The organism is Cyclobacterium sp. 10D3-21 (assembly GCF_055809755.1).
Genome location: NZ_CM147924.1, coordinates 1,084,596 through 1,097,234 on the forward strand (window position 1 = coordinate 1,084,596; position 12,639 = coordinate 1,097,234).

Genomic DNA, 12,639 nt, shown 5'->3' on the forward strand with positions numbered 1-12,639 from the left:
TCATGAAAAATTGGTTGAATAATTAATGGAAAAATTAAATAGTAATTCAACTTTCAAAGAAAAGCTGGAAATGGAAACTAGTTTTCCAGCTTTGTACATGTTTAAATTTATCGTGCCAAACGGTAAAGAAAACGAGATTGGAGCCTTACTTCCCAAAAACGAGATGGTATTAAAACCTTCCTCACAAGGAAAGTATGTTAGTGTTACCATCAAAGCCATGATGAGAGACAGCCAGTCAATCATTGATATTTATGAAAATGCAGCCAAAATAAAAGGAGTAATTGCACTATAACAAAAACCCATTAATATGTGGAAAGAAGCAAACAATAAATTAACAAAAACCTTTGAATTCAAAGATTTTAGTGAAGCATTTGCCTTTATGACTAGGGTAGCTTTTCTCGCAGAATCACAACAACACCATCCCAATTGGAGTAACGAATACAACAAAGTTCACATTGACCTTACCACTCATGATAAAGGGAACACTGTGACGCAGAAAGACCGTGATTTAGCCCAAGCCATAGACCGTTTAATTTAGTATGTCAATCGCTACAAACATTTGCTTATATTTAGTACCAACACCAATTGGTAACCTTAAGGACATTACTTTAAGGGCCCTGGAAACCCTGCAGACGGTTGATGTGATTTTAGCAGAGGACACAAGGACCTCAGGTAAGCTTCTCAAACATTATGAGATCAAGCGGCCTTTAGAAAGCTATCATATCCACAACGAGCATAAAAGTATCAGCAGGCTTATTGAAAGAATGGAGCAAGGGACCGTATTTGCTCTTATAACTGACGCCGGCACTCCAGGGATATCTGATCCTGGCTTCCTTTTGGTGCGAGAGGCCATTGCCGCAAACATTGAAATCTGCAGTTTGCCTGGTGCAACAGCGATCATTCCCGGACTTGTTAATTCAGGACTTCCTAACGACAGGTTTGTTTTTGAGGGGTTTCTGCCGCACAAAAAAGGAAGAAAAACAAGGATAGAGGCTTTGGAGGACGAACGAAGAACAATGGTTTTCTATGAATCACCTTATAGGCTATTGAAAACGCTTAATCAACTAATGGAGGTCTTTGGCCCAGAAAGAACTGCTTGCGTAAGTAGAGAGTTGACCAAACTTCATGAAGAAAATGTGAGAGGTACTCTTTTGGAGCTTTTAAATTATTATACGGAGCACACCCTTAAAGGTGAAATAGTATTAACAGTAGCCGGGAAAAATTAATATGGAACTGCAAGAAATTACCAGTAGAGTAGAAGTGCTTGCTAAAAAGGCTGGCAAATTTATCCGTGAGGAAAGCAAGAATTTCAATCTTGACAAAGTAGAACAAAAAGGTTTCAATGACCTTGTGTCTTATGTAGACAAAGGGGCCGAGGAGATAATAGTCAAAGAGCTTGCAGAAATTGTCCCTGAAGCTGGTTTTATAACAGAGGAGGGAACAAGGTCAGAAAGAGATAAAGAGTACACCTGGATTGTAGACCCCTTGGACGGCACCACTAACTTTGTTCATGGTATCCCGATGTATGCTGTCTCTATAGCGCTGGCAAGAGGCCTAGAGATCATTGTGGGGGTGGTGTATGAAATCAACCTTGACGAGAGCTTTGCTGCTTATGAAGGAGCTCCTTCTACCTGTAATGGAATACCTATAAAAGTAAGCAAGGTGAGTGAATTGGTTAATAGTTTGGTAGCTGCAGGTTTTCCGTATGACGATGGAGGGAAACTTGAAGAATATTTACAGCTTTTAAAATATTTCATCAAGAACAGCCATGGGCTTCGAAGGCTTGGCTCAGCTGCTGTAGATTTGTGCTACGTAGCTTGTGGTAGAGTGGAAGGTTACCTTGAGTACAATTTACAATCTTATGACGTGGCTGCAGGCACCCTGATCGTCAAACAGGCAGGTGGGAAGGTTACAGATTTTAGCGGAGGCCAAAATTTCATATTTGGTGGGCAAATTTTAGCGTCAAATGGGAAGTTGCATGGCACCTTTGAAAAAGCGCTTGCTGAGAAATTTACGTTTTAAGTAGGTAAAATAGTCTCCTTTAAATTGGGATTAACTACAAAAAACATAATTCAAATAAATAAATTTCATATGTAAAAAAATAATTTGTATTTTCGCTATAATTGATTAGCTTTCAATCATTTAATAAAACAACCTGTTTTTCGGACTTATCACCCCTCGTTCACCTATAGTTGAGCATCGCGTATTTTACCGAAATAGGCTGTTCACTATTTAACAATTCGAATAAAATGAAAATAGGAATTTTAGGAGGTACGAATTTGGCAACAAACCTTGGGAACAAATTTATTGCCAGAGGAATGGACGTTGCATTTGGTGTTAGAGAAGGATTTAGTACGAGGAAAATAGAGTGGAAGATTCTTAAAATGCAAAATCACAATGTTCTAAATTACGCCGATGCCATCACCGACTCGGATGTGATTATTATTTGTTGTGAAAATGAATTTCTACCTGTTGTTTGCAAGTATCTTAGAGAATTTGGTTCCCCTGATATGTTGTTCATTGATAGTACCAATGGCGTGAACGATGAAAGTGTAACCTGTAATACAACGCTTATAGGTCAAGAAACCGGACATGAGCGTGTTTTTAAAGCTTTTAACAACCTTGGACTTGATTACCCAAAATCTGATCCTTTAGCACTTATTAAAGAAACTTACTTCTGTGGTGACAACAATAAGGATAAATTGATTGTTAAAAAGTTGATTGAGCTTATAGGATTTAAGGCCATAGATGCGGGTACTATCAAAAATGCTTGCTTGCTTGAGGCTGTATATCACCTTAGCAAAGAGATCTCCACAGCCAAAGCTGGTGATTGTCATTTTAGATTAATGTCTGTTTAGTTTTCTTCCCGTTTTTTAATATCCTGTTTTTTACGATTCTTTTTTAATCGGTATTGTTTTTGTTGTTTATAACTTAAGATGGACCGCTTACGTTTCAATTTAGGTTTGTCTTAATTAGATGTCAGTTTTTCTAATACGTATTGAGATTACTTTAAAATCAGATCTTCGTTGCCATTATCGCTATCAACCTATTGATGTCACACCGCGATATAATAATTGAACTGATTTTATTGTAGGTTTTGTACGCAGTCCAAAAGGTGTAATCTAATTCAAATTCAGGTATTTTAATTTTTCTTTCAATACATACGCCATGAAAAAAATCGCTTATTTTATTTTTGCCTTTTTTGCTTTAATCCTATTGGCTCTGGTGGCAGTGCCCTACTTATTTAAGGACAAAATCTTTGATAAGCTTGATCAGGAGCTAGCCAAGTCTGTAAATGCTACGGTCTATTATGACCGTGATAAAGTCAGTCTGAGTGTTTTTAATAATTTCCCTAGCTTATCAGCTAGTCTAGGTGATTTTGGGGTTAAAGGTAATCCTCCATTTCAAAATGACACCTTGGTACACGTAGGAGAACTGCAGGTAGACTTAGATATTTGGTCCGTTATTTTTAGTGAAAACCCAAGTTTGAAAGGGATCCGCCTTCAGGATGGTCAGTTTTATGTTAAAGTGCTAGCGGATGGCCAAGCCAATTATGATATCATGGTTGAAAGTGAGGAGGTAGAGCCTATCGACACAGCTTCATCAAATTTTCAATTGGGAATAGATCTAATCGAGATAGAAAATCTTGATTTTATATATGACGATCGATCACTTGACTTTTTGATGGTGATGTCGGCAATGGACTTTGTAGGAAGCGGTGACCTGACACTCGATGTTTATGACCTAATGATCAAAGGTGAAGGCAATATTGTCAATGTTGCTTATGAGGGTGTAGAATACCTCTCCAATAAATCCCTGGCGATAGATTCTGAAATCAACGTAGACTTGAAAAACATGAAGTTTGGAGTGAATGGAGCTTCTTTTAAGCTCAATGATTTTGGCTTTGGTATTGATGGTTATTTGGCTATGCCTGGTGATGATATAGAAATGGATGCGAAATTTTATGGAAAGGACAATGACTTCAAAAGTGCTCTTTCTCTAGTTCCGGGAATATATTCTGCCTCTTTTGATGACTTGAAAACATCTGGAGAAATGGACTTTTCCGGTGCTTTAAAAGGAACCTATAGTGAAAATTCATTTCCATCTTTCCAATTTGGGCTAACCATTAACGAAGGAATGTTTCAATACCCTGATCTTCCCAGACCTGTTCAGCATGTGAATTTGGATTTGAAGGTGGTCAATGAAACAGGTGATTTGGATTACACCGCTATCGATCTTTCAAGGCTTTCCCTTGAGTTCGGAGATCAACCGGTTTCAGGGAGATTAATGGTTAAGGATTTGATAAATTATGAAATGGATGGTCAGCTAAAAGGAAAGCTCGACCTATTGGAATTAACCTCTATTTTTCCTATTGAAGACATGGAGTTGAAAGGGCAACTGGCTATAGATGCCACAGCCAAGGGTAGATATGACAGTGTAGCCCAAATAATCCCAGCCATCAATGCCAAAATAGAATTGACCAAGGGATATGTGAAAAGCGCTGCCTATCCAGCACCTATAGACAATATCAATGTCCGGGCAATTGCTGATAACAAGTCCGGTAAAATGAATGATTTTGCGATTAATATCCCCACGTTTGGTTTTGACCTGGAAGGAGAAAAAATCAATGGCGCTTTAAAACTAAATGATCTAGAAGCCATGAATTATGACTTTTCCATTCATGGAGCTGTAGATCTGGGAAAAATTGCTGCAATTGTGCCTATGGAGGACGTATTATTAGAAGGCAAGATTAAAGCCGATCTAGACGCCAAAGGAAGTTATGAAGCAATTAAAGCCAATCGTTTCGGGCAGCTTGACACCAAAGGCGAACTGCTGGTCAATGATTTTTACTATGCAGATAAAGATTATCCACAGGGAGTTCGGATCAACGAGGCCTCCGCTAATTTTAGTCCAAAGGCCATTAATCTGGTGAAAATGGATGCCCGCCTTGGGAAAAGTCCAGTCCAAGCAAATGGTACGCTGTCCAATTATATGGCTTACTTGCTTGGTGATGAGGGCAATGACCTTCAGGGGAATTTGTCTGTTTATTCCAGCAGTTTTGATGTCAATGAATGGATGACAGGAACTGAAAGCACTAGTACAGATACTACTGCAATGGAAGTGGTTGCTTTGCCTGACAATATTGACTTTACCATGTCAGTAAAAGCGGATAAAATACTTTACGATAATCTTACACTGAACAATGCTGCTGGGAAAATATGGGTTAAAGATGCAGTACTTAAACTAGAAGGTTTCAAAACAGATATGCTGGGAGGCTCATTGGTATTTGACGGTTCCTATAATGCCAAGGACATTTCCAAACCTTCTTTTGACATGACGCTTGATATTAGTAAACTAGGGGTGCAAGATGCTTTTAAATCCTTTGTTACCGTCCAAACATTTGCCCCAATTGCACAGCATGTTACGGGGGTTTTTTCCACCAAATTCTCTTTCTCCGGTCTATTAGGTCAGGACATGATGCCAGTATTGTCAAGTTTGGATGGCTCAGGTTTGATTCGATTGGCTGAGACCGCTTTAAAGGACAGTCCACTCGTTAAGGGGATTACCAGTCTTACCAAATTAGATGAAACGGCTACCATTAGTTTAAAACCGATGAATATTACAGCCAGGATAGAAGATGGAATGTTAAATATTCCTCCATTTGAACTGAAGTTGTGGGATTACCCAGCAAAAATTCAGGGGAGCACTGGCTTTGATGGAAGGATAAACTACCTGGTCAATATAGATGTCCCTGCCAGTAAATTTGGATCAAAGATTAACGGTCTTGTTACAAGTTTGGTTGGTACAGATTTATCTGACACAAATGTTCCTTTGGCTTTCAATATTGGGGGTAGCTACGCCAGACCCAACGTGGCAATGGCTTCTTCTGAAGGTTTGGAGGCTTATATCTCCAATGCGCTGAAAAGCAAAGTTTCAGGTCAGAAAGAGGATGTTAAAGAAAAGATCACTGCAGATTTTAAAGCCAAAGAGGACAGTTTGAAGCAGGAGTTTAAAGAGAAATCAGAAGTCGCTAAAGATAGCGTTGTGCAAGAAGCAACAAAATTGATAGACCAGGCCAAAGAGAAAGCAGTGGACGAAGTGAAAAACCTACTCAAAGGTTTTACCAATAAGAAAAAAACTGCGGAACCTGAAAAGCCTACGCCTGAATAAATTTAGGATTCAAGAAGAAAGCTTATAAAAACAAGGAGGAGTAAGATGTGAGATTAGCAACCGTTGCTTTCAGGGCTAACGGAAGTATTCTAAAAGGTAATACCACATTGTAAGTGTAACAACGGAAAGTGGTATGCCTACTCCTACAAGCAAAGAAGCCAGTTTGGGCCTTATATCATAATTGGTAGCAATAATGGAGGAAGTGATCATGGGAGCCATAGCAGCTTCCATGACACTAACCTTGAAAATGAGATTCTGATCAGGATTGTCTACTGGAATCCAATGGTAGATGGTATAGATCAATAGTGGGATAAGCAATAGTTTATGTGTTAATCCATACCATAGGAAATTGTCCTTTATGTCCGCGATTTTAATTTTTATCTGTAGGCCTACAGCTATTAGTGCAATGGGCGTTAATGTGCCTGCAAAACTCTGCAGGACCTTTTCAGCCACACCACTGATTTCTACCTTGAAAATATTAAGCAACAAGGCAAGAATAAAAAACATGAATGGAGGGAAGAATAACATCTGTTTTGAGATGTCCCTTTTTCTCATTTTTTCCGATCCATACAAGGATGCGACAATTATGGCAAGACTGCTCACTACCAAAAAAGAGCCAGTCTGGTCTATTAATACAGCAATTTTCAAACCTTCCCCTCCATAAATTGCTTCGATTACAGGATAACCGATAAAGCCTGTATTGGAAAGGCCCCCACAAATTATCAAACAACCGATGGTTTTTTTGTTCCATCCAAACCGCTTTCCCAAGTAACCGAAAACCAACCAGGTGATAGTAAATATGATCCACCCCACAGAAATTGGCAAAAGCAATGCTGGCCCCAGCTCCAATCTGGAAATATGAAGAAGGGAAACTGCGGGTAAAACAACATAGATTAAGTAAGCATTTAGTGCCTTAGGCGCTTCCACAGGGAAGTTTCTAACTTTCTGTAAAACGATACCAATCAGGATAGAGGAAATGACAATGAGTATATTGGCCATAATAATAAATTCTTAGGACTAAGGTGAAATCAGACAACAGAACTTTGGAATTTGATTGTCTGTTTTCTTTAATCAAACGAATCCAAAGTGGTTTCTTTTTTGATCGAAATAATGTTTTAGCTGGGGATAAAGTGTGCTTTCAGCAATGGGGATGCCCAATAGAGTTTGGTTAATCGCTCCCATTTCACCTTCCTTATCTACTTCCATAGATTCTATTAAAAGTATCAATTCCTGCAATTTTAAAGGGTTACTACTCTTGCTAGGTTTTATGGAATACTCATTTCCATAAAAATCCACAATTTCATAATAGTTAAATCCGTCAAGCGTGGTGGCAAAAATGCAGATTTCCTCACCCCATTGACTTTCAGGGTAGGTTAGCTTTGCTATAAGTGCGTTGGCACCTGTTCCATTGAAATACGTCTTTGGTTGATAGTCAAAATTCATATTCAGGCAAATATATGTCATTTAAGCGCTAATTTGAAATTAAAACCAAATCACTTAAAATGGTAATAATAATTAACCAAGAGTGATGATGCTATATGGTGATGGGATATCTGGAGTTACCTTATGAAAATTCAGACGGAATCGGTAAAGTTATTGGCGATATCAAAAAGACCAGTTCTTAGCATAGGGGTCAATGCCCATAACCCGCCATGTTTTGATCTCATTCCTTCCATCTGAGAGATTGAAGCAACTCCTTTTTGGAAAAGCTTCACATTTATTGGATTTAGCAACAATCAAATTGAAAAGACAATTGGATTATACATTGTTTAAGAGTAATTTTGGCTTTCGAATTAGAAATAAGTCTGATTTTCATTTCTTTTACGTAAGTTACGAGGAATGTCAATCCAGAGAAAAGAACAGATCATTACATGAAAAGAGATCAATTAATATTTGACCTGATAGGGAAGGAAGAGGATAGACAGAAAAGAGGAATAGAGCTGATCGCCTCTGAAAATTTTACCAGTAAGCAGGTTATGGAGGCCGCTGGAAGTGTGCTGACTAACAAGTATGCCGAAGGTCTACCCAAAAAACGGTATTATGGTGGTTGTGAAGTAGTAGATGAAATAGAGCAAATTGCTATAGATCGCGCCAAAGCACTCTTTGGAGCATCATGGGCAAATGTTCAGCCTCACTCTGGAGCGCAAGCCAATGCAGCTGTGTTTTTAGCTTGTCTGAATGCAGGTGATTCCATTTTAGGTTTTGATCTTTCTCATGGTGGACACCTTACCCATGGGTCTCCTGTTAATTTTTCCGGTAAACTTTATAAACCTCACTTTTATGGTGTGGAACAAGAAACTGGTGTTATTGACTACGACAAAGTAGAAGAACAGGCCAAAAAAGTTAGCCCGAAATTATTGATTTGTGGTGCTTCTGCATACAGTCGTGATTGGGATTATGAAAGATTAAGAGCAATTGCTGATGAAGTAGGTGCAATATTGCTTGCAGATATTTCTCACCCTTCAGGGCTTATCGCCAGAGGTTTATTGAACGATCCCTTAGAATTTTGTCATGTGGTTACTACTACAACCCATAAGACACTTAGAGGACCTCGTGGAGGATTGATCCTTATGAGAGATGATTTCGACAATCCATTTGGCTTGAAAAACCCAAAAGGTGAATTGAGAAAAATGTCTGCTTTATTGGATTCAGGTGTATTTCCAGGTACTCAAGGAGGTCCTTTGGAACATATAATTGCAGCCAAGGCCATTGCTTTTGAAGAAGCCCTTTCTGACGAATACATGGAGTATGTAGTCCAGGTAAAGAAAAATGCAGCTGTTATGGCCGAATCTTTTGTGGAAAAAGGCTATCAGATTATATCTGGAGGTACAGATAATCACATGATGTTGATTGATCTTCGAAATAAAGAACTTACTGGCAAAATTGCCGAAAATACGCTTGGGAAAGTGGACATAACCATTAATAAAAACATGGTTCCATTTGACACCAAGTCTCCTTTTGTAACATCGGGAATGCGTATTGGTACTGCAGCCATCACTACTCGTGGGCTGGTAGAAGCTGATATGCTGAAAATTGTAGAATTGATTGATCAGTCGCTTACGAGTCATGAAGACGATGCGAAACTGGCAGAGATCAAATCTACAGTGAACGACTGGATGGTACAATTTCCTTTATACTAAAATAAAAATAAGTGGCACTGGATCAATATAACGAAGAAGAAGAGGATGAGAATGGCATGTCCTTTCTGGATCATTTAGAACAGTTGAGATGGCATTTACTGCGATCGGTATCAGCTATTCTTGTTTTTATGGTCATGGCATTCCTTTCCAAAGGATTTGTGTTTGGTCAGGTAATTCTTGGTCCTGCCAAAGTAGACTTTATTACCTATAGACTGCTTTGTCAGCTTTCGGAAAAGCTGTCACTTCCAGCTCTTTGCATAGACCAACTCCCTTTTATCCTCCAAAGTAGGCAGATGACAGGACAGTTTTCTATGCACATTACCTCCAGCTTGGTGGTAGGGTTAATTGTTGCCTTCCCATACGTTTTTTGGGAAGTATGGAAATTTATCAGTCCAGGATTGTACTCTAAGGAACGTAATGCTGCCAGAGGAGCTGTTTTCTTTGTTAGTTTATTGTTCTTCCTTGGTGCTAGTTTTGGTTATTTTATTTTATCACCGCTATCCATAAACTTTCTTTCGAATTACCAACTTGATCCATCAATAGCGAACGAGTTTGACATTACCTCCTATGTTTCTACCTTGGTAATGTTGGTTTTGGCATCGGCCGTAATGTTCCAGCTTCCAGTAGTTATTTACTTCCTTACTCAGGCAGGACTTGTTTCCTCTACGATGCTTAAGGCATATAGAAGACATTCAATTGTTGTGATTTTAGTGTTATCGGCAGTTATTACACCACCAGATGTAATCAGTCAAATTTTAATCGCTATGCCAATACTTGTCCTTTACGAAACAGGGATTTTTATAGCAAAACGTTTGGAAAGAAAACGCAAAGAAGAGGAACTGGAAGACGAATTATAAATCGATAGGTATGTCAAAAATGATCGCAATAGGTGGAGACCATGCAGGCTTCACTTATAAGCAAGAGTTAATAGAAGTCCTGCAGAAGAAAGGTTTTGAAGTAAAGGATTTCGGTCCTTATTCAGAGGGATCAGTTGATTACCCAGATTTTATCCATCCATTGTGTGATGCGATAACTTCCGGAGAGATTGATCGCGGGATAATTATTTGTGGCAGTGGGAATGGTGTAGCCATTACAGCAAACAAGCACCAGGGAATTAGGGCTGCTATTTGCTGGAATGAGGAATTGGCATCACTTTCCAGGCAGCACAATGACGCTAACCTAATATCGATACCAGCCAGATTTGTTTCCTTTGAGCTAGCAGAAAAAATGGTTGATATTTTCCTTGAGACAAAATTTGAAGGTGGAAGACATGCCCGTCGGGTAGATAAAATCGCCTGTAAATAAATAATAATATAATTTCTATCAGGTTTATTCCTGTTTTCCCCTATATATCAGTCCGTTATTGGATCTGGTATATAGGGGTTTTAATTTGGGGAGATCTTGAATCCAAACGTCAAAAACGGCTGCTTCATCTATGATTATATCAGGGTTCTCTTTTTTTAAATCCAGATAGAATCTTGTGTTCCTTTCCATTTCACCCATTTTAGTAAAGTAGATTTCTGTAAGCCTGAAGTTGAGGTAAGGACTTGCCATTGCGGCGCTTTGGTAGGCACTGTGATCGTCTCCCAGGACCATTACTGTTTTCCCTTCAGGTATTTCATACTTCGTTATAGTTCCTTGTTGATACTTGTCAAATGAGCTGTCATTTATCAAGTAAAATGTCCAGCTGTATCCTATTAGCGGAACAATTAGAAAATAACTATAGCCAATAACGTTCTGTGCCAGTTTATTTTTAGAGATGGTGAAAAAATGGGTGATAAAATAGGCCAATACAGGTATCACACTTATAAACTGGAATGGACTTACCCTATCCATTAAAAAAAACATACCTATATTAAAGAGTAAAAAAAGGAAAAAGAGTTGATTTTGCTTTTGCTGGTTTACCGTCATTCTTCTTAGGACATTGTTTTTAAAATAACCTATGATGGCTATTATAAGGGGCAAAGCAAAAAGATAACTTAGGTCTTTAAAATTGACATGATAAATTTTCCCTAATTTTAATGCCAAAGTAAAATACATTTCGATAAAATCGGACAAGCCATCTTCCCAGAAATAAAACAGCGCACAAAAGGCTACAGGTAAAAGGAATGCTGTAAGTATTAAGGAAAGTTGCTGAAATGAAAACCCGTTGATGAGTAATCCGGAAAAGATCAACAAGGGCAAAAACAATAGATAAGGGAAATGAAAGCAAAAGGCGATGCCTGCAAAGATCCCCATAAGCAGAATAGAGGGTACCGTATTGGTATTGACTGAGGTTTGGCTTAAAAGTCTTGACAGTGCCAGCAAAACAAAGGTACTTCCCATCAAGGCCGGGGAAAGTGTCAAAAAGTCAAAAGACAATTGAAACAACACAATCATTACAAAGGCAGGAAGATAGTTTGAATCTTCATATGAATTATTTTTAATAAGCATATGATTGGTATAATACACCTGGAAAAATAGGATCAAGAAAGCAATAATCCTGAAGGAAAGCGTCGAATTGGAAAATAGCAAGCCATTGATCCAATAGACCAATGCAGAAAAGGGCCCGGTATTGTCAATAATATCGACATATTGGAGGTTTGCTTCGGCCATCTGTTGCCCTAAAAGCCTCCAGATTAGCTCTGGTTGCAATAAAGGGATGTCCATTAAATAATAAGGAATCTGAAGGAGGATGAATAGGAAAAGAATTCCTACCATTCTTAATGGGTCATTAATTTTGAAAAATTCCAGCAAGGTCTATTTTTATTTTAAACTCAATTTACGAAATTAAAGGTTACCCGTATATTTCACTAAATTTGTGAAGATTAAATATTTTAAAATGGAGAGTAAACGACAACAAAAATATTCCAAACTGATCCAAAAGGAGTTGGGAGAAATATTTCAGAAGGAAGGACGGGCGATAGTTGGTCAGGCCATGGTTACAGTTACCCGGGTTTTGATGAGCCCGGATCTGGCACTTGCAAAAATCAATTTGAGCTTCTTATTGGGCGAAAATACGGTTTTGTTTGATAAAGTTGATACAAATAAAGGACAGATTCGAAAGTTTCTTGGAAGACGAATAGGTAAATCTGTGCGAATCATACCTGAATTGGCTTTCTTTTTGGACGAATCAGCTGCTTATGCCCAACATATGGATGGTGTTATTTCCAAGCTTAATATTCCTGTAGCTCCAGAACAAGAAGAAGAAGATGATGATGAAGAAGATGAAGATTAAGCCCGAAAAAAGAAATCTATTTCGTGGTGTAATCTTTTCCTAAGAAAGGCTGGCATGAAACCCAAGCATAATCGGAGTTAAATCTGTATTAGGGCTTATATTATTGCCAAT

Annotated in this window: 14 protein-coding genes; 10 read left to right on the forward strand and 4 right to left on the reverse strand. The window is 38.4% G+C overall.

Features of this window, described 5'->3' with window-relative positions; all coding sequences use genetic code 11:
* Positions 1-25: 25 nt before the first annotated feature.
* The 6 genes from AC0L7T_RS04570 (at position 26) to AC0L7T_RS04595 (ending at position 6,171) form a co-directional block, all read left to right on the forward strand.
* Positions 26-292, forward strand: coding sequence for a DUF493 family protein (locus tag AC0L7T_RS04570; protein WP_473341294.1), 267 nt, complete (start codon positions 26-28; stop codon positions 290-292).
* Positions 293-307: 15 nt separating this feature from the next.
* Positions 308-538 (forward strand): 4a-hydroxytetrahydrobiopterin dehydratase, encoded by a 231-nt coding sequence (locus tag AC0L7T_RS04575; RefSeq protein ID WP_473341295.1) that lies wholly within the window; start codon positions 308-310, stop codon positions 536-538.
* A gap of 1 nt (position 539) precedes the next feature.
* On the forward strand, positions 540-1,226 hold the full coding sequence (rsmI, locus tag AC0L7T_RS04580) for a 16S rRNA (cytidine(1402)-2'-O)-methyltransferase (protein WP_473341296.1): 687 nt from the start codon (positions 540-542) through the stop codon (positions 1,224-1,226).
* A 1-nt stretch (position 1,227) separates the two neighbouring features.
* Positions 1,228-2,022: an inositol monophosphatase family protein gene (locus tag AC0L7T_RS04585; RefSeq protein ID WP_473341297.1), complete on the forward strand. Its 795-nt coding sequence runs from the start codon at positions 1,228-1,230 to the stop codon at positions 2,020-2,022.
* Between the two features lie 227 nt (positions 2,023-2,249).
* Positions 2,250-2,858 (forward strand): NADPH-dependent F420 reductase, encoded by a 609-nt coding sequence (locus AC0L7T_RS04590; protein ID WP_473341298.1) that lies wholly within the window; start codon positions 2,250-2,252, stop codon positions 2,856-2,858.
* 310 nt (positions 2,859-3,168) lie between these two features.
* Complete coding sequence (locus AC0L7T_RS04595) at positions 3,169-6,171, forward strand: AsmA-like C-terminal region-containing protein (RefSeq protein ID WP_473341299.1); 3,003 nt, start codon at positions 3,169-3,171, stop codon at positions 6,169-6,171.
* A 75-nt stretch (positions 6,172-6,246) separates the two neighbouring features.
* On the opposite strand, the gene AC0L7T_RS04600 is transcribed toward AC0L7T_RS04595, so the two are convergent.
* The 3 genes from AC0L7T_RS04600 to AC0L7T_RS04610 form a co-directional block, all read right to left on the reverse strand.
* Entirely contained in the window at positions 6,247-7,170 is a 924-nt protein-coding gene (locus tag AC0L7T_RS04600; protein ID WP_473341300.1) for an AEC family transporter, read from the reverse strand.
* A 72-nt stretch (positions 7,171-7,242) separates the two neighbouring features.
* Positions 7,243-7,635, reverse strand: coding sequence for a UDP-glucuronosyltransferase (locus tag AC0L7T_RS04605; RefSeq protein WP_473341301.1), 393 nt, complete (start codon positions 7,633-7,635; stop codon positions 7,243-7,245).
* Positions 7,636-7,745: 110 nt separating this feature from the next.
* Positions 7,746-7,886: a hypothetical protein gene (locus tag AC0L7T_RS04610; RefSeq protein ID WP_473341302.1), complete on the reverse strand. Its 141-nt coding sequence runs from the start codon at positions 7,884-7,886 to the stop codon at positions 7,746-7,748.
* A 156-nt stretch (positions 7,887-8,042) separates the two neighbouring features.
* On the opposite strand from AC0L7T_RS04610, the gene glyA reads away from it, so the two are divergent.
* Genes glyA through rpiB form a run of 3 tightly spaced genes read left to right on the forward strand, consistent with a single transcriptional unit; the run spans position 8,043 to position 10,616 of the window.
* Complete coding sequence (glyA, locus tag AC0L7T_RS04615; protein ID WP_473341303.1) at positions 8,043-9,311, forward strand: serine hydroxymethyltransferase; 1,269 nt, start codon at positions 8,043-8,045, stop codon at positions 9,309-9,311.
* 11 nt (positions 9,312-9,322) lie between these two features.
* Positions 9,323-10,168: a twin-arginine translocase subunit TatC gene (gene tatC / locus AC0L7T_RS04620; RefSeq protein WP_473341304.1), complete on the forward strand. Its 846-nt coding sequence runs from the start codon at positions 9,323-9,325 to the stop codon at positions 10,166-10,168.
* Positions 10,169-10,178: 10 nt separating this feature from the next.
* Positions 10,179-10,616 (forward strand): ribose 5-phosphate isomerase B, encoded by a 438-nt coding sequence (gene rpiB, locus AC0L7T_RS04625; protein ID WP_473341305.1) that lies wholly within the window; start codon positions 10,179-10,181, stop codon positions 10,614-10,616.
* A gap of 24 nt (positions 10,617-10,640) precedes the next feature.
* Here rpiB and AC0L7T_RS04630 read toward each other — a convergent pair whose 3' ends face one another.
* On the reverse strand, positions 10,641-12,011 hold the full coding sequence (locus AC0L7T_RS04630; RefSeq protein WP_473341306.1) for a hypothetical protein: 1,371 nt from the start codon (positions 12,009-12,011) through the stop codon (positions 10,641-10,643).
* Positions 12,012-12,132: 121 nt separating this feature from the next.
* Here AC0L7T_RS04630 and rbfA point away from each other — a divergent pair, with 121 nt between their 5' ends.
* Entirely contained in the window at positions 12,133-12,528 is a 396-nt protein-coding gene (gene rbfA / locus AC0L7T_RS04635; RefSeq protein WP_473341308.1) for a 30S ribosome-binding factor RbfA, read from the forward strand.
* The last annotated feature ends 111 nt before the right edge of the window (positions 12,529-12,639 follow it).

Bases quoted from the DNA above. Each gene is read 5' to 3' on its own strand.
- AC0L7T_RS04570 (WP_473341294.1), top strand. From the start codon at position 26: ATGGAAAAATTAAATAGTAATTCAACTTTCAAAGAAAAGCTGGAAATG.
- AC0L7T_RS04575 (WP_473341295.1), top strand. From the start codon at position 308: ATGTGGAAAGAAGCAAACAATAAATTAACAAAAACCTTTGAATTCAAA.
- rsmI (WP_473341296.1), top strand. From the start codon at position 540: ATGTCAATCGCTACAAACATTTGCTTATATTTAGTACCAACACCAATT.
- AC0L7T_RS04585 (WP_473341297.1), top strand. From the start codon at position 1,228: ATGGAACTGCAAGAAATTACCAGTAGAGTAGAAGTGCTTGCTAAAAAG.
- AC0L7T_RS04590 (WP_473341298.1), top strand. From the start codon at position 2,250: ATGAAAATAGGAATTTTAGGAGGTACGAATTTGGCAACAAACCTTGGG.
- AC0L7T_RS04595 (WP_473341299.1), top strand. From the start codon at position 3,169: ATGAAAAAAATCGCTTATTTTATTTTTGCCTTTTTTGCTTTAATCCTA.
- AC0L7T_RS04600 (WP_473341300.1), bottom strand. From the start codon at position 7,170: ATGGCCAATATACTCATTGTCATTTCCTCTATCCTGATTGGTATCGTT.
- AC0L7T_RS04605 (WP_473341301.1), bottom strand. From the start codon at position 7,635: ATGACATATATTTGCCTGAATATGAATTTTGACTATCAACCAAAGACG.
- glyA (WP_473341303.1), top strand. From the start codon at position 8,043: ATGAAAAGAGATCAATTAATATTTGACCTGATAGGGAAGGAAGAGGAT.
- rpiB (WP_473341305.1), top strand. From the start codon at position 10,179: ATGTCAAAAATGATCGCAATAGGTGGAGACCATGCAGGCTTCACTTAT.
- AC0L7T_RS04630 (WP_473341306.1), bottom strand. From the start codon at position 12,011: ATGGTAGGAATTCTTTTCCTATTCATCCTCCTTCAGATTCCTTATTAT.
- rbfA (WP_473341308.1), top strand. From the start codon at position 12,133: ATGGAGAGTAAACGACAACAAAAATATTCCAAACTGATCCAAAAGGAG.